The organism is Pseudomonas sp. FFUP_PS_473 (assembly GCF_002858665.1).
Lineage (GTDB): Bacteria > Pseudomonadota > Gammaproteobacteria > Pseudomonadales > Pseudomonadaceae > Aquipseudomonas > Aquipseudomonas defluvii.
This window is the reverse complement of the sequence record NZ_PJQQ01000015.1, coordinates 40,277-56,029: the sequence shown is the minus strand read 5'-3', so window position 1 is coordinate 56,029 and position 15,753 is coordinate 40,277. Positions and strand designations below refer to the sequence as shown.

Here is a 15,753-nt window from a genome sequence, read left to right as displayed (position 1 = left end):
GCTGACCGCCCGAGGGCGGTCAGCGTAGTGCGTAGTCGAGCACGATACCGATAAACACCAGCAGGCCGGCCCAGTGGTTGTGCAGGAAGGCCTTGAAGCATGACTCGCGATCCAGTTTGCGGGTCGACCAGTATTCCCAGGCAAAGCATAGTGCCGCGGCCACCAGCCCCAGGTGGAACCAGCCGCCGAGGCCGAAACGATTGCCGGCCATCAGCAGGCAGGCCAGTGACAACCCCTGAAGCGTCACAATGATGAACCGATCGGCTTCGCCGAACAGGATGGCGGTGGACTTGACCCCGATTTTCAGGTCGTCATCACGGTCAACCATGGCGTAGTAGGTGTCGTAGCCTACGGTCCAGAGCAGGTTGGCAATGTACAGAAGCCAGGCAATGGCCGGCAGTTCACCGGTCTCAGCGGTGAAGGCCATGGGAATGCCCCATGAATAGGCCGCACCCAGGACTACCTGTGGGTAGTAGGTATAGCGCTTCATGAACGGGTAGCAGGATGCCAGCGCCACTGCGCCGAACGACAGCCAGACCGTGGTGGCATTGGTGCACAGCACCAGTGCGAAGCTTACGCCCACCAGCAGGGCGAACAACGTCAGGGCTTCGCGGCCGCTGATCTTGCCGCTGGCCAATGGCCGTTCGGCGGTGCGTTTGACATGGCCATCGACCTTGCGGTCGGCGAAGTCGTTGATCGCGCAGCCTGCTGCCCGCATCAGGACGACCCCGAGGGTGAAAATCAGCACGTTGGCCAGCGACGGCGAGCCCTTCCCGGCGATCCATATGGCAGACAAGGTCGGCCAGAGCAGCAGGTAGATGCCGATTGGCTTGTCCATCCGGCTCAGTTGGATGAAGTCCCAGGCACGGGGGTGCAGGCGATTGAGGGACTTGAGCAGGCTCAGGTACATCAGCAGTCCTCCTGACGGATATTCGCGGCGTGCCACAGTGCCGGTAGAAAAGTTTCAGCAACCAAAACGCTCAACGCGCCACGGTCGAAGCGTGAACGCCTTGCCCATAGCTGATCGCAGGCAACATCCGGCGGCAACCAGGCCGAAGGGTAGCGGCATACTTCAATGGCCTGGCGGGTAAACCCGCGATCACAGAACAACAGTTCGCCGAGCGACCGACTGCCAAGGCTCTCCAGGTCCAGCCCATCCTCTTCCAGTGCACTGCGGGCCGCCACGCTGCGGGCGAACACCCAGGGCTGGTCTTGCCCGAGCAAGTACACTTCGCGTACCCAGCCTTCGCTGCCAGGTGCCAGCCCGAGTGCCTGGCACTCATCGTCGCGGAGCGTCTGCCAGCCTTCGCAAAGGGGTGTCACGCAGAATTGATCGGCGGATAATTGAGTCAGTCGACGGGTCAGGGAACCTTGGTCGAACAACCAGTCGAGGGTTGGCGCGTCGACAGAGGCGGTCGGCAGCGGCTGTGGCTGCCAGTACGGAGTAGGCGCTAGCGAAGTTTCGTACGGCACGGTAGGTATGCGGTTACAGGCCAGTGAGGTGGCGAGCTTAGCATGATTGCCCGTTCCGGCTTGCATCGTGGCGTCGCCCTCCAGTACAAAGCCTTCCTGATGGTCGCCACCGCACGTTGCAGAGCGACCACGCCAAGCCTGAGTAGGAACCTTAGCAATGAAAAAGTGGCAATGTGTGGTGTGTGGGCTGATTTACGACGAGGCCGAAGGCTGGCCGGATGACGGTATCGAGCCGGGTACCCGCTGGGAAGATGTGCCTGCAGACTGGTTGTGCCCGGACTGCGGCGTGGGCAAGACCGATTTCGAAATGATCGCCATCGGCTGATCGATTTTTTAACGTACAAGGAAGCACTTCATGACGGCTCCAGTGGTGATTGTCGGTACGGGTCTTGCGGGATACAACCTCGCCCGTGAGTTTCGCAAGCTCGACGGCGAGACGCCGTTGCTGCTGATCACCGCTGATGATGGGCGCTCCTATTCCAAGCCCATGCTGTCCACCGGTTTCGCCAAGCAGAAGGATGCTGATGGCCTGAGCATGGCCGAGCCTGGCGCCATGGCTGAACAGCTCAAGGCGGAAGTGCGCACGCACACCCGTATCAGTGGCATCGATCCAGGGCACAAGCGGGTGTGGATTGGCGAAGAGGCCGTGGCCTATCGCGACCTGATCCTGGCCTGGGGCGCGGAAACCGTGCGGGTATCGGTTGACGGCGATGCGAGCGAGGCGATTTTCCCGATCAACGATCTGGAAGACTACGCACGCTTTCGGGCTGCTGCCGCAGGCAAGCAGCGGGTGCTGATTCTCGGTGCCGGCCTTATCGGTTGCGAGTTCGCCAACGACCTGAGCATTGGGGGTTATCAGGTCGAGCTGGTCGCACCGTGCGAACAGGTCATGCCCACCCTGCTGCACCCGGCGGCGGCGCGTGCCGTGCAGGCTGGCCTGGAGGGGTTGGGTGTGCGCTTTCACCTTGGCCCGGTACTGACCCGTCTGCAGCGCGCAGCGGATGGCCTGGAAGCCCACCTGTCCGATGGCCGTGTGATCGCCTGCGACCTGGTGGTATCGGCGGTCGGGTTGCGCCCACGTATTGATCTGGCTGCGGCCGCGGGCCTGGTGGTGAACCGTGGTGTGGTGGTCGACCGTACATTGCGCACCTCGCATGCGAACATCTACGCGCTGGGCGACTGTGCCGAAGTGGATGGGCTCAACCTGCTCTATGTGATGCCATTGATGAGCTGTGCACGTGCCTTGGCCCAGACCCTCGCGGGCACGCTGACAACGGTTAGCTATGGGCCTATGCCGATCACGGTGAAAACACCGGTATGCCCGCTGGTGATTTCACCGCCGCCGCGTGGCAGCGAGGGGCAATGGCAGGTCGAAGGGCAGGGCGCTGACCTCAAGGTGCTGTGCCATGATGCCGATGGGAACCTGTTGGGCTACGCACTGACCGGTACTGCGGTGATGGAAAAACTGGCGCTGAACCGCCAGTTGCCCGCGCTGATGGCGTGAATGCCGGGCGTTTTGTCGGATTTACCTATCCTTTGCCAACACAAAGGTCGCTCAGAGACTGGCGCGGCTTTGGGCGGCGTGCCATCCTCACACCCGTCTGCCGCAGTTTAGAGCCTGCGGCCCCTTGGGCGCTGCTCCCTGGGAGCAGCACGGCATAACAACAAAAAATCCGTCAAAGAGGCTTCACTATGCGTAAACCAGAACTCGCCGCAGCTATTGCTGAAAAGGCTGACCTCACCAAAGAGCAGGCCAATCGCGTGCTCAACGCCGTACTCGAAGAGATCACCAGCGCCCTGCACCGCAAAGACAGTGTGACCCTGGTGGGTTTCGGCACCTTCCTGCAACGCCACCGTGGTGCCCGCACGGGCAAGAACCCGCAAACCGGCGAGCCGGTGAAGATCAAGGCCAGCAATACCGTCGCGTTCAAACCTGGCAAGTTCCTCAAGGACAGCGTCAACCCATGATGCCTCCTGGCAACTGATGCCATGAAAAACGGGTGCCCAGGCGGCGCCCGTTTTTATTTGCCTGCTCCCCGGCTTCTCACTAGCATACGTCGCCTCGGCCGATAGGGTGTATTGGCCGCAACGCGTTTCAGGGAAGAAGCGGCATACGCCTACTGCGTTATATCCCCACAAGACGGCCCGCCTGTGCGGTCGCTGCTTGCTGCGGGCCTGTCTGTATTCCCCCCTGTTCTGCGCTGATTATTTTCCCCTGGCCTTGCCCATGGAGCATTGCGCGGATGTACGTTGATGACGACTACTTCAAGGGCTACCTGGCTGGGTTGGCCGATAGTGACTTGTTCGGTTCACTGGCGATTGCCTGCCTGATCGGCCTGCTGTGTGGCCTGAACCCGCGTTTGTGGCACAGGGCCTGGCTACGGGTGCTGATCCTTGGTTGCCTGGCAACCGTGGTGGCGCTGCACATTGTTGGCACCTATTACATGAACACTCGGGTGGCCTAGATGATTCGCTGGCTAAAGGTAGTGCTCATCTATGGTCTTGCCGGTTTTCTGTTCCTGTTGCTCAACGATTACGGCGTCACGCTTTACAAGCAGCGCTATGGTGGCTTCACCGCCAGAGGGGTGGCAGCGGGCAGCATTGTCTGGTTGGTGTTCTATACCCTGATCGTGTTCAGCACGGTGATTGCCTTGCTCCCTCGCTGGAAACTCAAGGTGTTACTCAACGCCGCGATGGTCGCCCTGATTCTGTACTGGCTGTTGCCGGATCATCCGGTGCGGGCCGGGTTTTTCAGCTGCCTGGCCGGCGGGGTGACGTTACTGGCGATAGGCCTTGAGCAGGTGTTTGCCCGTCGTCGGCCATCGGTTGCCCGGCAAAACGTCGATGTGTCAGGGCAGGTGAACACGTGAAGTCTATTGGCCTAAGCCTGCTATGGGCTCTGTTGCCGCTTCTGGCGCAGGCCGAGACACGGCAGTTTCAACTGACACCCAGCTTCAAGGGCGCCACTCAGGTGCAGTTCGAGCGCCTGGCGAGCGACACAGGCAGGGGGTGGCAAGGTCAGTTGCAAGGCGCCGAGGGGTTTACTGAAGCGCTGCCAGACAAGTGCCTGCCTGAGCAAGGCAACCCAGAGGTTGTCGATGCCTATACGGTCGACAGCACCAAGCCCTACCTGGTGGTGCTCTGCCGGTGGCCGGTTGATCATTCAGGCTTTGACACCTACGCGATCAAGGGCTGGGAGTACCGCGCTTTCGTATACACCTGGATAGCGGATGCACTGGTCAAGGATGAGGCGGCTTCGCAGGTGTTGTCCGGGTATGAGGGCAATATGGCCATCTACTGGATCAACTACCACTGGTACATCAGCCGACCCTTGGCAACGCAGAAGCTCAAAGAGCGGGTGCAAGGCCGTGAGCGGGACTCGCTGAAGCTGGCGCACAGGATTGTCCTTGAGCGCTTGAAGGCCAAGGACACCGAAGCGGTCAGTAGTTACCTGAGCCTCAGGGTCGCGCAGTTGCTGCGTGATGAACCCCTGACGGTAAGTAACGCACCGCTGTACAACGATCTCGGTTATGCCCTTCAAGAGGCGAGTTGGCAGGCGTCGGCGTATGAGCTGTTCAGCAAGGTCGAGCGCGTGGTGCCTGAGCGCGTGGTGTTGAAACTGAACATCGCCGATGCCCTGTGGGGCTTGTACAAGCCAAGCCAGGCAGCGGGTTACTACACCGCCTACATTGCGGCCATGCAGGCCGCTGGCAAGGAACGGCTGATTCCCGCACGCGCTCTGGAGCGCAGTCGCGGCAACACGCGCTAATCAATCAGGACGATTCAGCTCCCATGACACCCGCTACCTTCCTTACTGCATCGTTCCTGGCCATGTTGTGGCTGTGCGCGTTCCCCATCACTGCCGTGGCCGCACCTGCGGTATGTGCGGCCACGGATTTCACGGCGTTTCTCCGGGCCTTTTCCCAAACGATCGACGTGCAGCGCCAGGCCAGTGCCGGGCGCGTTTTCAGCACGACGCTAGAGGTCGTCGGCGACTCCGCACAACCCAGCGTCCGCGTGTTGCAGGGCGATCAGTTGGCGCTGCCGTTGATGTCGGCCATTACCGATACAGGCATGACGGGGGTGGAGGTACAACGGATCGACGCCCGTCATGTTCGGGTAGACGACAAGCGGGCAGGCAACGAGGCGATCAAGGCCTACCTGTTTGAGTACGCAGCGTGTTGGACGCTGGTGGCAATTGAGGACTGGTCGGTAGATGAAAGCCGTTTGGCAGTCAGCGGGATGCCGAACATGAGCCGTGCTGAAGAGATCTGCTACCTCAAGAGTGGAATTTTTCAGGGGCTGGGTGGTGTCGAGCGTTATCCACCGACCACCGAGTTCTTTGAAGCGGCACTGCAGAACAAGCTCTGCGCCGCGGCCTCGGGCAATCCACAGGCCAGCCTGGAGGCGGTCAGCCTCGGCTTTTCCGGCATGGCGCCGGCCCTGAGTGCAGAGGTCAGCGAGAAGCTGCTGAACCGCGCGGCGGAAACCCTGCCGGTGGCCGCCGCGTTGCTGGCACAGTTCTACTGCAATGGCACTGACGATACCCGTGACGGGCCGTGCCTGGACCCGGCGAGGGCCGAGGCAATGTTGATCAAGTCGGTAAAAATGGGTGGCTGGGAGACTTTGCCGATTCTTACCAACCACTATGAGCAAGGCGACTTGCAAGGACGTGACCTGTCGCGTGCTTTGGCGTGCTACCGACTGGCTCAGGAAAAGGGCGTCGAGAGCGCTGACGCCAGCGTGCAACGCCTGAAAGACCAAGGTGCTGTGGCAGGGGCGGCGTGTTATTGAAACCCACCGTCTTGGCGGCTTTCACGACAAATGCCGGGCGCCTTTGTGAAAAGCTGGAAGGCGTATGGTGTTTTCGCAGCGAGACTATAAACTGCTTCGCCAGTCACTTTTTAGCCGAGGCGTGCACATGAAGTTTCGCTTTCTTCTCTGGGCTCTGGGATTGCTCATGGCCAAGGCCAGTCGCAACAACCCGGCGTTCCAGCAGCAACTGACCGACAAGAACCTGGTGTTTCAACTGCAGACCCTGGACGGCAAGGTCGCTCGGCATTTCATCGTCAAGGACCTGCGCGTCAGCAGCAAGGCCGGTACCCATCCGCAGCCGGCGTTTGCGATAGCCTTCAAGGATGCGGCCTACGGCTTCGCTACGTTGCAGGCCAAGAACAAGCAGTTGGCGTTCATGCAGGGGATTCAGGACAAAAGCATTCAGATCAAGGGTAATCCGGCCCTGGTGGTCTGGTTCCAAGGCCTGACCAAGTTCCTGAAACCGAAAAAGCAGGCCTGACCGCCGAGGGCCAGGCCACGTGGTCAGTTCTGGTTGAACTGTGAGGCCAGCTCGCGCAACAGCGACTCGGCTTCAAGTACCTTGTTGACCACATCCTCGGCTTTGCTGCGGCTCATGCCCAGGCGCTCAAGTAACTCATCCGGGATGCTTTCTTCCGGCCCTGAGCCGATGCCGCGGGCGCGCAGCAGGCGAACGGCCAGGCAAACCAGGTTGGGGAATGCAGCGTGGTCACCGTCGTAATGTGGGTCATGCTGGAAGCGCAGGGCCGTGGCCAGTTCGTCCGGCAAGTCCCAGAAACGCACCAGCCAGGCACCGATCTGTTCGCGGCTGATGCCCAGCAGATGCTTCTCGACATAGCTGTGACACAGGTGCGGGTTGACCTCCAGATGCCGGCAGATCAGTGAGAAATGCGGCGGGAACACATGCGCCAGCAGCAGATAGCCAAAGTTGTGCAGTAGCCCGGCGAGGTAAGTCAGCCCAGCCTCCGGCCGCTCGGCACGAGGCATGGCGCGGGTCAGGCCTTCGATAACGGCTGCGGTGTAGATCGATTGCTGCCAGTACGGTGTGGTCTGTTGTGGGTGATCTTTGGGCAGGCTGAGGGTTTTGCCCAGGGCCAGACCGAGTGCCAGGTTGATCACCAGGTCGAAGCCCAGCACGCGGACGATCGCGTCTTCCACCGAGCGAATCTTGCCCGGTGAAGCGTAGTACGGTGATCCTGCCCAACTGACTACCTGAGCAGCCAATGCCGGATCGGTTTCCACTACGCCGGTGATGTCGTCGATGGTGGCGTTGGGATCGACCCGCAACTTGATGATCTTCTGCGCCGTTTCTGCCAGCGGTGGAATCTCGATGGTCGATTCCAGACGCTGCTGGATGCGCCGTGCGGTGAACGCATGGACAGCCTGGGTGATCTCTTCGCGGTCATCATCCGGGCGGTCGAGGTTGGGCTGAATACTGCTCAGCAGTTCGCCGAAACGCCCGGCACTGGCCTTGCTGAGCATTTTCTTGAACGTGTCACGTTCAACTTCCAGTAGCACGCCGGCTTCACCTGAGTGAATCAGCAGGCTCGGCACGTCCAGCAAGCTCTCTTCGTACAGGCAGGGCGAACTGGTAAGGGCCGGAATGCCCGGCAGAATCTTCAAGCCGTGCTTGGCCAGCATTTGCTCCAGGCGTTTCAACGGCACGGCGGCAAGATCACGTCCGGTCAGTTCGGTAAGGCGCTTGAGGTCCAGTAACTGGTTCTGCGGGAACAACACCATCAGCGCACCGACTGCATCGTCGAGCAGTACAGCCTGCACCCGACGCTCGGGCGGCAGCTGTGGGTGCTCGGTCACTTCACGGTAGGCGATATCCAGTTTGTCGAGCAGCAACCGGATAACAGACGGGGCTTGGGGGGTTGCGGCGTCCAGTGCAACTTCAGTCATGGTCTGTATCCAAATTCTTTACAGTCGCGAGAGTATAACCAGCTTGCACCGTGAGCTGGATCGATTCCGTCGGGCGGATTACACCTGGCCATACTGCTGGCCATGGCGCAGCCAGCGTTCGAGCAGCGGGCTGACATGTGTTGGCCAACGAGCCAATAGTGCCTGCGCCGCATCGCGTACAGCAGGCAGCAGGTCGGCGTCACGCATCAGGTCGGCGACCTTGAACTGCAGCAGGCCGGTCTGGCGGGTACCCAGCATCTCGCCAGGGCCGCGCAACTCAAGGTCTTTTTCGGCGATGACGAACCCGTCGTTGGTTTCCCGCATGATTCCCAGGCGTTCGCGGCCGATCTGCGACAACGGCGGATGGTAGAGCAGCACACAGTGGCTGACGGTACTGCCACGACCCACACGCCCGCGCAACTGGTGCAGTTGGGCCAGACCAAGGCGTTCGGGGTTTTCGATGATCATCAGGCTGGCGTTGGGGACGTCTACGCCGACTTCGATGACCGTCGTCGCCACCAGCAGTTGCAGACGGCCTTCCTTGAATTCGGCCATGACGGCGGCCTTCTCCGCAGGTTTCATGCGCCCGTGAATCAGGCCGACGCGCAATTCGCCCAAGGCGCTGCTGAGTTCTTCAAAGGTGGTTTCGGCGGCCTGGCAGGTCAGCTCCTCGGATTCTTCGATCAGGGTGCAGACCCAGTAGGCTTGACGGCCTTCAGCGCAGGCGGCGCGCACGCGCTCGACCACTTCAAGGCGGCGGCTGTCGACCACCAGTACGGTGTTGACCGGGGTACGTCCAGGCGGCAGCTCGTCGAGGATCGAGGTGTCCAGGTCGGCATACGCGCTCATGGCCAGGGTGCGTGGAATGGGTGTTGCGGTCATGATCAATTGATGGGGGCAGAGCCGGCCACCCACGCCTTTCTGGCGCAACGCCAAGCGCTGCTGGACACCGAAGCGGTGCTGTTCGTCGATGATCACCAGCGCCAGGTTGTGGAACTTTACTTCGTCCTGGAACAGGGCATGGGTACCGACCACCATAGGTGCGCCGCCCGCGATCTGCTCCAGGGCCGAAACACGTGCCTTGCCTTTGAGCTTGCCCGCCAGCCAGGCGACTTCGATGCCCAGCGGCTCCAGCCAGCGCTTGAAGGTAATGAAGTGCTGCTCGGCCAGAATCTCGGTCGGCGCCATCAGTGCCACTTGGTAGCCGGCCTCCAAGGCCTGCAGGGCGGCGAGTGCAGCAACAACGGTCTTGCCAGCGCCGACGTCCCCCTGGACAAGCCGCAGCATGGGTTCGGGTTGGCTCAGGTCGTAGGCAATCTCGTTGCCGACCCGCTGTTGGGCGCCGGTGGGAGCAAAGCCCAGGTTGGCCAGGTATTGCTGTGGCAGCCGGCTGGCCTTGGGCAGCGCGGGAGCCCGTTGGGCCCTGAGGCTTTCGCGCAGGCGCTGCTGGGATAGCTGATGGGTCAACAGCTCTTCAAAGGCCAGGCGGTGCTGAGCCCAGTGCTGGCCCAGGGCGAGCTCGTCGACGTCGGCATCGGCGGGAGGGTGATGCAGGTAGCGGATCGCATCGTCCAGCGGTGCCAGTTGGTAGTCGCGGGCCAGCTCCTCAGGCAACCAGTCGGGCAGGCTGCGCGGGCCAAGCATCGCGAGGCTCTGTTGGCAGAGCTGGCGCAGACGCTGTTGGGTCAGGCCTTCGGTGGTGGGGTAGATCGGTGTCAGGGTCTGTTCCACTGGTGCAGGTTCATCGCCTGTAAGGGCGCGGTATTCCGGGTGGTAGATCTCCAGCCCCGATGCGCCCGGACGGGCCTCGCCGTAGCAGCGCAGGTGCGTTCCGCGCTTGAGGCCTTCCTTCTGCGCATTGCTGAAATGATAGAAGCGCAGGCTCAGCACGCCACTGCCGTCGCCCAGACGCACCAGCAGGCTGCGGCGTTTGCCCATGACCACGTCGGCACCGCTGACCACCCCTTCGATCACGGCATCCTGGCCGGGGCGCAAGGCCCCGATCGGGACGACCCGGGTGCGATCCTGATAGCGCAGCGGCAGGTGGAAGAGCACATCCTGAAGGTTTTCCAGACCGACCTTGGCGAGCTTTTCCGCCATGGCTTCGCCTACGCCCTTCAGCGCAGTGACCGATACCTTGGACAACTCGGTCATGGCTGCTTACTGGCTGACGGGTGGCTTGGCCACCGAGCACAGGCGGATCGAGTCGGCGAGGATCTCGATAGCCTTTGGCCGCGGGAAGCTCGCACGCCAGGCAATGGCCACGGTGCGAAACGGCGCTGGCGGGCTCAACGGGCGAACTTCAATGATGCCGGGTGCATAGTGATGACTGTGGACCGCCGACAGTGGCAGCACCGAGACACCGAGGCCGGAGGCGACCATATGACGGATGGTTTCCAGCGAGCTGGACTCGACCGTGGTGTGCTTGGCCGCATCGCTGCCCTTGTTCAGGGTGGGACAGGCTTCCAGTACCTGGTCTCGGAAGCAGTGACCTTCGCCCAGCAACAGCAGGCTCTTGTCGTTGAGCAGGCTGGCATCGATGGTTTGCTTCTGCGTCCAGGGGTGCTCGCTGGGCATCAGTACGTAGAACGGTTCGTCGTACAGCGGCAGGGTCAGCACATCGGCTTCATTGAACGGCAGGGCAACGATCACCGCATCCAGTTCGCCATTGCGCAGCTTGTCGCGCAGCACGTGAGTGAAGTTTTCTTCAATGTACAACGGCATCTGCGGGGCGACCCGGTGCAGTTGCGGAATCAGGTGCGGAAACAGGTAGGGGCCGACGGTGTAGATGGCGCCGACCTTCAGCGGTGCAGTCAGCTGATTTTTGCCTGCCTGGGCCAGCTCGCGGATGCCTTGAGCCTGCTCCAGTACTTTCTGGGCTTGCGCGACGATGCTTTCACCCACCGGCGTGAGGCGCACGGCGCTCTTGCTGCGCTCGAAAATCAGTACGCCAAGCTCGTCCTCCAGCTTTTTCACGCCCACCGACAGGGTCGGTTGGCTGACATGGCAGCGTTCGGCGGCGTGGCCGAAGTGCTGCTCCTGAGCGAGGGTGACGATGTAGCGTAATTCTGTAAGGGTCATAACGTGCGTCCAAGAAGTTGCGGCCCCAGCATAGCGGCTGCACTCGATAGACGCACGTTATCAGACTTGCCTGTTTATGACAGGATTACCCGTTCAGCGTCTGTCCAGCGAGTAAACGAATGGGGCAACCACTTCGATACTGCCATTGTTGAGAAGCTCTTTTGGCGGCGCGGGTACCGGTTGAGCCTTGCGGATCATGTCCAGCGTCGCACGGTCCAGCGCTGCACTGCCCGAACCAGCGGCCAGGGAGTAGGACAGAATCCTTCCTTCGCCATCGACCACGAAACGTAGCCGGTTGATGCCTTGCAGCCCACGTCGACGCGCGTCTTCCGGGTAGCGCTTGTACTTGCCCAGATGGCGCAGCAGGTCGCTTTGCCACGTGGGCAAGGCGTTGCTGTTGCTCGCGATGCTCGGCTTGGGCGCGGCGGATTGCTGCGCGGGCGCGGTGCTCGGCGGTGTATCGACGGCTTTCTCTTCTGCCGGCTTTTGCTCCACAGGCTCCGGCTTTTTCTCCGGCTTCGGTGGTTGTGGCTTCGCCTTTGGCTTGTCCGGTTTTGGTACGGCGATCTTCGGCTTTGGCGCCTCGGCCAGTTTCGGCATTGGCGGGGCTTCGACCGGAGCCGGTGGCTGTGGCGGTGTCACGACCTTGGGCGGAGGCGGTGGTGCCGGCTCCGGCATCGGGGCCATTGCAACCATCATTGCTGCCGGTGGCAGCTCAATGGCCTGAGGCACCGACCAGTTGAGCATCAGCAGGACGGCAACGGCATGCACCGCCAGCACGATCGCCAGGCTACCGCCGTAACGCGTCAGTTTATGCCGCGTCTTGATCATTTCTTGGCTGCCGTCTCAAGTCCGACCAGGCCGACCTTCAGGTAGCCGGCCGCCCGCAGGGCATTCATCACCTCCATCAGGTCTCCGTAGTCGACGCCTTTGTCGGCCTGGAAGAAGATGGTGGTGTCCTTGTCTCCTTTGGTCCTGGCGTCGAGTACAGCGCCGAGCTGCTCACGCTGAACCTGCTCGTCACCGACATACAGGTTTTGATCGGCCTTCACACTGAGGAAGACCGGCTTCTCCGGCCGCGGTGCCGGTTTGGCTGTGGAGGCGGGCAGATCGACCTTGATATCGACGGTGGCCAGGGGCGCTGCGACCATGAAGATGATCAGCAGCACCAGCATCACGTCGATGAACGGCGTGACGTTGATTTCGTGGTTTTCGGCGAGATCGTCGCCGCCCTCGTTAAGATGCAGGCCCATCGCTTACCCCACTTTCACCATGTGTGGCTGAGCGATGCGCTCGCCTGGCTGTTGGTCCAGATCGCGGCTGACCAGCAGCAGTACCTGGGCCGACGCGTCGGAAACCTGTGCCTTGTAGCCGGCGATGGAGCGAGCGAAGACGTTGTAGATGACCACCGCAGGAATCGCTGCAACCAGGCCCAGGGCCGTCGCCAACAGGGCTTCGGCGATGCCGGGGGCGACCACAGCCAGGTTGGTGGTCTGGGTCTTGGCGATGCCGATGAAGCTGTTCATGATGCCCCAGACCGTACCGAACAGCCCGACGAAGGGGGCAGTGGAGCCGATGGTTGCCAGCATGCCGGTGCCGCTGCTCATGTTGCGACCGCTGGCTGCGACCAGGCGCTCCAGGCGGAAGCTGACACGCTCCTTGATGCCTTCTTTCTCGCGGGTATTGGTCGAAAGGCGCATTTCTTCGAGGGCATCATGGACCAGCAGGTGAGCCAGGGTGCCTTCGGTATTGGCAACGCCGCTGGCTTCCTTGAGGCTCAAGGATTTCTTCAGCAGGGCGATGTCACCCCGCAGGCGACGTTTGGCGCCCATCAGCTCCAGGCCTTTGGCAATCCAGATGGTCCAGGTGATGATCGAGGCAATGGCCAGACCGATCATGACCGCCTTGACCACCACGTCGGCGTTTTTGTACATGCCCCACGGCGACAGATCGTGGGCCATGCCCAGGCTGGTGTCTTCGGCAACGGCTGCTGCACCTTCGCTGGCGTGGCCTTCGAGTGGTGCTACGGCAGGAGTGGCGGATTCGGCAGCTGTTTCGGCGCCAGGCGTGGCGGGTGCAGCAGGGGCAACCGCTGCCGCTGGCGAGCTGTGTTGTACAGCTGGCTCATCGGCCATGGCCGCAGGCGCCAGTACCAGGCTGAACATCAGCGCGGCGATAGTGCGCCAGGCGCGCGACGGGGTTGGCAAAGCGGAAGAAGGGATACGTGTCATGCTGGCCCGACCTGATGAAAAAGAAAGAGGTGGATGCTCTCCAGGCCTCGAGGCAGGCCGAGAACAAATTGGGTTGCCATTATTGCAAGTAATTCTTGTTAGCAAAAGTAATAAAGTAACTTTCTTCCATATTCTCTAGCTACCTATCGATTTTCGCAGATAGGCTGTGGCTTTGATAACCGGAGTTTCGAGATGTCTGCGCCCTCTGTTTTGATTGTCGGTTGTGGCGATGTCGGTGGCCGCCTGGCGACCCAATTGCAAGCTGCGCACTGGCAGGTAAGCGGCCTGCGCAGAAACATCGCGCAGTTGCCTGCAGGTGTCAGCGGAATTGCTGCTGACCTGAGCAATGCGACCTGCCCGCCCGCCTGGCCAAAGGTTGCGCCGGACTATCTGGTCTATTGCGTGGCGGCTAGCCAGCACGATGAGGCGGGTTATCGGGCGGCGTATGTCGATGGCTTGCGGCATGTGCTGGGTTGGCTTGGCGAACAGGGGCAGCAGCCACGACGGTTGCTGTTTGTGTCCAGTAGCAGTGTCTATGCGCAAAAGGATGGGGAGTGGGTTGATGAAACCTCGGTCACTGAGCCTGAGGGCTATTCGGGGCGGCTGATGCTCGAAGCCGAGCAGGTGGCCCTGAACAGCGCCGTACCGGCGACGATTGTGCGTCTGACCGGTATCTATGGCCCTGGGCGTGAGTGGTTGTTGACGCAGGTGCGCCAAGGTTACCGGGTGACCGAGACGCCACCACTGTATGGCAACCGGATTCATGCCGAGGACGCTGCCGGGTTGCTGGCGTACCTGTTGCAGGCGGACAGCGAGGGGCGGGCGTTGGAAGATTGCTACATCGGTGTGGACGACGCGCCAGCACCGCTGTTCGAAGTGGTGGCCTGGTTGCGGGAATACCTGGGTGTCACCCAATGGTCGGAACAGGAGCGCGTGCGGCGCACGGGCAGCAAGCGCTGCCGGAACGCACGAGCACGCTCGCTGGGTTGGGTCCCGCGTTACCCGAGTTATCGGGAAGGCTACGCGGCAATCCTTGCAGGGCGCGATTGACGCGCCCCAGGTTTACTTGCGCTCCAGCAGCCAGCGGCGGGCGCCTGGACGCAGTTCAGGCATCTCGTCGTCGCGTGCCTGGTTGATGGCCTGGAAAATTTCCAGTGTCTTGCCATCACGCTTGAAGATCCACGGGCTACCCTGCTGGTTCTTCTCCAGCCACAGGCTGTCGTACTCGCCGGTCATGGTGGCGCAGTCGCCGTCCAGGCACAGGGCGTAGCGGTCCAGGTTCGGCATGCCCTCGAGGCTGCCATTGGGGCTGAACTTCATGGTCGCGCCTTGGCCTGGGCCTTCGACGATTGACCAGTCACCCTTGAGGTAGGCCTCATAGAGGGCCAGTTCAAACGTCGTGCGGGGCGGTGCGTCGAGTTGTGGCTTGTCGGCTTTATGGAAGCGCTGCTCTGGGTCGTTTTCGCTGGCCGCCTGGACCAGTTCGTCGCCATCCAGGGTCAGGCCAATGCTGTAGTTGGGATAAAACACAGCGTTCCAGCCCTTGTCGGCGGGCTGCAGTTTAGCTTCGCTGAGTTCAAAGCCGCTGGTAACCAGGGCCTGGTTGGCGGCGGTATTGATACGCCACTCCAGGTTCGGGCCGTTGCTTTGCAAGGCCTGACGCAGGTTACCGCCTTTGGCGGCTGCATCGATGGCGTTCTGGTTGATCCAGATGCCGTTGAAATCTTCAGGTTTATGACTGGCGCAGCCACCGAGCAGGGCGGCAACAAACGACAGGACGAGCGCGTAGCGCATGGCGGGGTCCTTTCAGGGAAAAACGATGGCGAACCCTGCAAGGTTCGCCATCTGGGGCATTACTCGAGGACCAGGATCGCGTCCATTTCTACTTGCGAGCCGCGAGGCAGTGCGGCAACGCCGATGGCGGCGCGAGCAGGGTAAGGCTGTTCGAAGTAGCGGCCCATGACTTCGTTGACCTTGGCGAAGTGGCTCAGGTCGGTCAGGAAGATGTTCAGCTTGACGATGTCCTTGAACGAACCGCCAGCAGCTTCGGCGACGGCTTTCAGGTTCTCGAACACCTGGACGGTCTGGGCTTCGAAGCCTTCAACCAGTTCCATGGTTTTTGGGTCGAGCGGGATCTGCCCGGACATGTAAACGGTGTTGCCGGCCTTGATCGCCTGAGAGTAGGTGCCGATGGCCGCTGGGGCCTTGTCACTGGTGATGACGGTCTTGGTCATGGATGACTCCTTGC

The 15,753-nt window shown here is 61.4% G+C and carries 19 protein-coding genes; 9 read left to right on the top strand and 10 right to left on the bottom strand.

The window, feature by feature from the left end; genetic code table 11:
* Positions 1–19: 19 nt before the first annotated feature.
* Together ubiA and CYD26_RS12410 are read right to left on the bottom strand one after the other, a co-directional pair.
* Positions 20–910: a 4-hydroxybenzoate octaprenyltransferase gene (gene ubiA / locus CYD26_RS12415; protein WP_102052729.1), complete on the bottom strand. Its 891-nt coding sequence runs from the start codon at positions 908–910 to the stop codon at positions 20–22.
* Positions 910–1,473: a chorismate lyase gene (locus CYD26_RS12410; protein ID WP_256588012.1), complete on the bottom strand. Its 564-nt coding sequence runs from the start codon at positions 1,471–1,473 to the stop codon at positions 910–912. The genes ubiA and CYD26_RS12410 overlap by 1 nt, the downstream gene beginning before the upstream one ends.
* A 157-nt stretch (positions 1,474–1,630) precedes the next feature.
* Between CYD26_RS12410 and CYD26_RS12405 the strand changes: the two genes are divergently transcribed.
* From CYD26_RS12405 to CYD26_RS12370, 8 genes are all read left to right on the top strand, one after another.
* Positions 1,631–1,798, top strand: a complete 168-nt coding sequence (locus tag CYD26_RS12405; RefSeq protein WP_099776373.1) for a rubredoxin — start codon at positions 1,631–1,633, stop codon at positions 1,796–1,798.
* 30 nt (positions 1,799–1,828) lie between these two features.
* Positions 1,829–2,977 (top strand): NAD(P)/FAD-dependent oxidoreductase, encoded by a 1,149-nt coding sequence (locus CYD26_RS12400; RefSeq protein ID WP_102052727.1) that lies wholly within the window; start codon positions 1,829–1,831, stop codon positions 2,975–2,977.
* 188 nt (positions 2,978–3,165) lie between these two features.
* Positions 3,166–3,441, top strand: a complete 276-nt coding sequence (locus tag CYD26_RS12395) for an HU family DNA-binding protein (RefSeq protein ID WP_065758133.1) — start codon at positions 3,166–3,168, stop codon at positions 3,439–3,441.
* 275 nt (positions 3,442–3,716) lie between these two features.
* Positions 3,717–3,938, top strand: coding sequence for a hypothetical protein (locus CYD26_RS12390; protein WP_099776369.1), 222 nt, complete (start codon positions 3,717–3,719; stop codon positions 3,936–3,938).
* Complete coding sequence (locus CYD26_RS12385) at positions 3,939–4,343, top strand: hypothetical protein (RefSeq protein WP_102052726.1); 405 nt, start codon at positions 3,939–3,941, stop codon at positions 4,341–4,343. It begins immediately after the preceding gene.
* Complete coding sequence (locus CYD26_RS12380; protein ID WP_102052725.1) at positions 4,340–5,242, top strand: hypothetical protein; 903 nt, start codon at positions 4,340–4,342, stop codon at positions 5,240–5,242. The genes CYD26_RS12385 and CYD26_RS12380 overlap by 4 nt, the downstream gene beginning before the upstream one ends.
* A 23-nt stretch (positions 5,243–5,265) precedes the next feature.
* Positions 5,266–6,267, top strand: coding sequence for a hypothetical protein (locus tag CYD26_RS12375; RefSeq protein ID WP_102052724.1), 1,002 nt, complete (start codon positions 5,266–5,268; stop codon positions 6,265–6,267).
* 127 nt (positions 6,268–6,394) lie between these two features.
* Positions 6,395–6,769: a helicase gene (locus CYD26_RS12370; protein ID WP_065758164.1), complete on the top strand. Its 375-nt coding sequence runs from the start codon at positions 6,395–6,397 to the stop codon at positions 6,767–6,769.
* Positions 6,770–6,792: 23 nt separating this feature from the next.
* Here CYD26_RS12370 and CYD26_RS12365 read toward each other — a convergent pair whose 3' ends face one another.
* From CYD26_RS12365 to exbB, 6 genes are all read right to left on the bottom strand, one after another.
* The gene (locus CYD26_RS12365; RefSeq protein WP_102052723.1) at positions 6,793–8,193 is read right to left on the bottom strand and encodes an aminoacyl-tRNA deacylase and HDOD domain-containing protein; all 1,401 of its coding nucleotides are present in this window, start codon (positions 8,191–8,193) and stop codon (positions 6,793–6,795) included.
* Positions 8,194–8,271: 78 nt separating this feature from the next.
* Entirely contained in the window at positions 8,272–10,347 is a 2,076-nt protein-coding gene (recG, locus tag CYD26_RS12360) for an ATP-dependent DNA helicase RecG (protein ID WP_102052722.1), read from the bottom strand.
* A 6-nt stretch (positions 10,348–10,353) separates the two neighbouring features.
* Positions 10,354–11,274 (bottom strand): hydrogen peroxide-inducible genes activator, encoded by a 921-nt coding sequence (locus CYD26_RS12355; protein ID WP_065758136.1) that lies wholly within the window; start codon positions 11,272–11,274, stop codon positions 10,354–10,356.
* 93 nt (positions 11,275–11,367) lie between these two features.
* Positions 11,368–12,105, bottom strand: a complete 738-nt coding sequence (locus CYD26_RS12350) for an energy transducer TonB (RefSeq protein ID WP_065758137.1) — start codon at positions 12,103–12,105, stop codon at positions 11,368–11,370.
* Positions 12,102–12,527 (bottom strand): TonB system transport protein ExbD, encoded by a 426-nt coding sequence (gene exbD / locus CYD26_RS12345; protein ID WP_065758138.1) that lies wholly within the window; start codon positions 12,525–12,527, stop codon positions 12,102–12,104. The genes CYD26_RS12350 and exbD overlap by 4 nt, the downstream gene beginning before the upstream one ends.
* A 3-nt stretch (positions 12,528–12,530) precedes the next feature.
* Positions 12,531–13,505 (bottom strand): tonB-system energizer ExbB, encoded by a 975-nt coding sequence (gene exbB / locus CYD26_RS12340; protein ID WP_102052721.1) that lies wholly within the window; start codon positions 13,503–13,505, stop codon positions 12,531–12,533.
* A 192-nt stretch (positions 13,506–13,697) separates the two neighbouring features.
* On the opposite strand from exbB, the gene CYD26_RS12335 reads away from it, so the two are divergent.
* Entirely contained in the window at positions 13,698–14,555 is an 858-nt protein-coding gene (locus CYD26_RS12335; protein WP_102052720.1) for an SDR family oxidoreductase, read from the top strand.
* 12 nt (positions 14,556–14,567) lie between these two features.
* Here the strand turns inward: CYD26_RS12335 and CYD26_RS12330 are convergent, their stop codons facing one another.
* Positions 14,568–15,299, bottom strand: a complete 732-nt coding sequence (locus CYD26_RS12330; protein ID WP_099776352.1) for a hypothetical protein — start codon at positions 15,297–15,299, stop codon at positions 14,568–14,570.
* A 59-nt stretch (positions 15,300–15,358) separates the two neighbouring features.
* Positions 15,359–15,739, bottom strand: a complete 381-nt coding sequence (locus CYD26_RS12325) for a RidA family protein (protein WP_043861567.1) — start codon at positions 15,737–15,739, stop codon at positions 15,359–15,361.
* Positions 15,740–15,753 lie beyond the last annotated feature (14 nt).

Bases quoted from the DNA above. Each gene is read 5' to 3' on its own strand.
- ubiA (WP_102052729.1), bottom strand. From the start codon at position 910: ATGTACCTGAGCCTGCTCAAGTCCCTCAATCGCCTGCACCCCCGTGCC.
- CYD26_RS12405 (WP_099776373.1), top strand. From the start codon at position 1,631: ATGAAAAAGTGGCAATGTGTGGTGTGTGGGCTGATTTACGACGAGGCC.
- CYD26_RS12400 (WP_102052727.1), top strand. From the start codon at position 1,829: ATGACGGCTCCAGTGGTGATTGTCGGTACGGGTCTTGCGGGATACAAC.
- CYD26_RS12395 (WP_065758133.1), top strand. From the start codon at position 3,166: ATGCGTAAACCAGAACTCGCCGCAGCTATTGCTGAAAAGGCTGACCTC.
- CYD26_RS12390 (WP_099776369.1), top strand. From the start codon at position 3,717: ATGTACGTTGATGACGACTACTTCAAGGGCTACCTGGCTGGGTTGGCC.
- CYD26_RS12385 (WP_102052726.1), top strand. From the start codon at position 3,939: ATGATTCGCTGGCTAAAGGTAGTGCTCATCTATGGTCTTGCCGGTTTT.
- CYD26_RS12375 (WP_102052724.1), top strand. From the start codon at position 5,266: ATGACACCCGCTACCTTCCTTACTGCATCGTTCCTGGCCATGTTGTGG.
- CYD26_RS12370 (WP_065758164.1), top strand. From the start codon at position 6,395: ATGAAGTTTCGCTTTCTTCTCTGGGCTCTGGGATTGCTCATGGCCAAG.
- CYD26_RS12365 (WP_102052723.1), bottom strand. From the start codon at position 8,193: ATGACTGAAGTTGCACTGGACGCCGCAACCCCCCAAGCCCCGTCTGTT.
- recG (WP_102052722.1), bottom strand. From the start codon at position 10,347: ATGACCGAGTTGTCCAAGGTATCGGTCACTGCGCTGAAGGGCGTAGGC.
- CYD26_RS12355 (WP_065758136.1), bottom strand. From the start codon at position 11,274: ATGACCCTTACAGAATTACGCTACATCGTCACCCTCGCTCAGGAGCAG.
- CYD26_RS12350 (WP_065758137.1), bottom strand. From the start codon at position 12,105: ATGATCAAGACGCGGCATAAACTGACGCGTTACGGCGGTAGCCTGGCG.
- exbD (WP_065758138.1), bottom strand. From the start codon at position 12,527: ATGGGCCTGCATCTTAACGAGGGCGGCGACGATCTCGCCGAAAACCAC.
- exbB (WP_102052721.1), bottom strand. From the start codon at position 13,505: ATGACACGTATCCCTTCTTCCGCTTTGCCAACCCCGTCGCGCGCCTGG.
- CYD26_RS12335 (WP_102052720.1), top strand. From the start codon at position 13,698: ATGTCTGCGCCCTCTGTTTTGATTGTCGGTTGTGGCGATGTCGGTGGC.
- CYD26_RS12330 (WP_099776352.1), bottom strand. From the start codon at position 15,299: ATGCGCTACGCGCTCGTCCTGTCGTTTGTTGCCGCCCTGCTCGGTGGC.
- CYD26_RS12325 (WP_043861567.1), bottom strand. From the start codon at position 15,739: ATGACCAAGACCGTCATCACCAGTGACAAGGCCCCAGCGGCCATCGGC.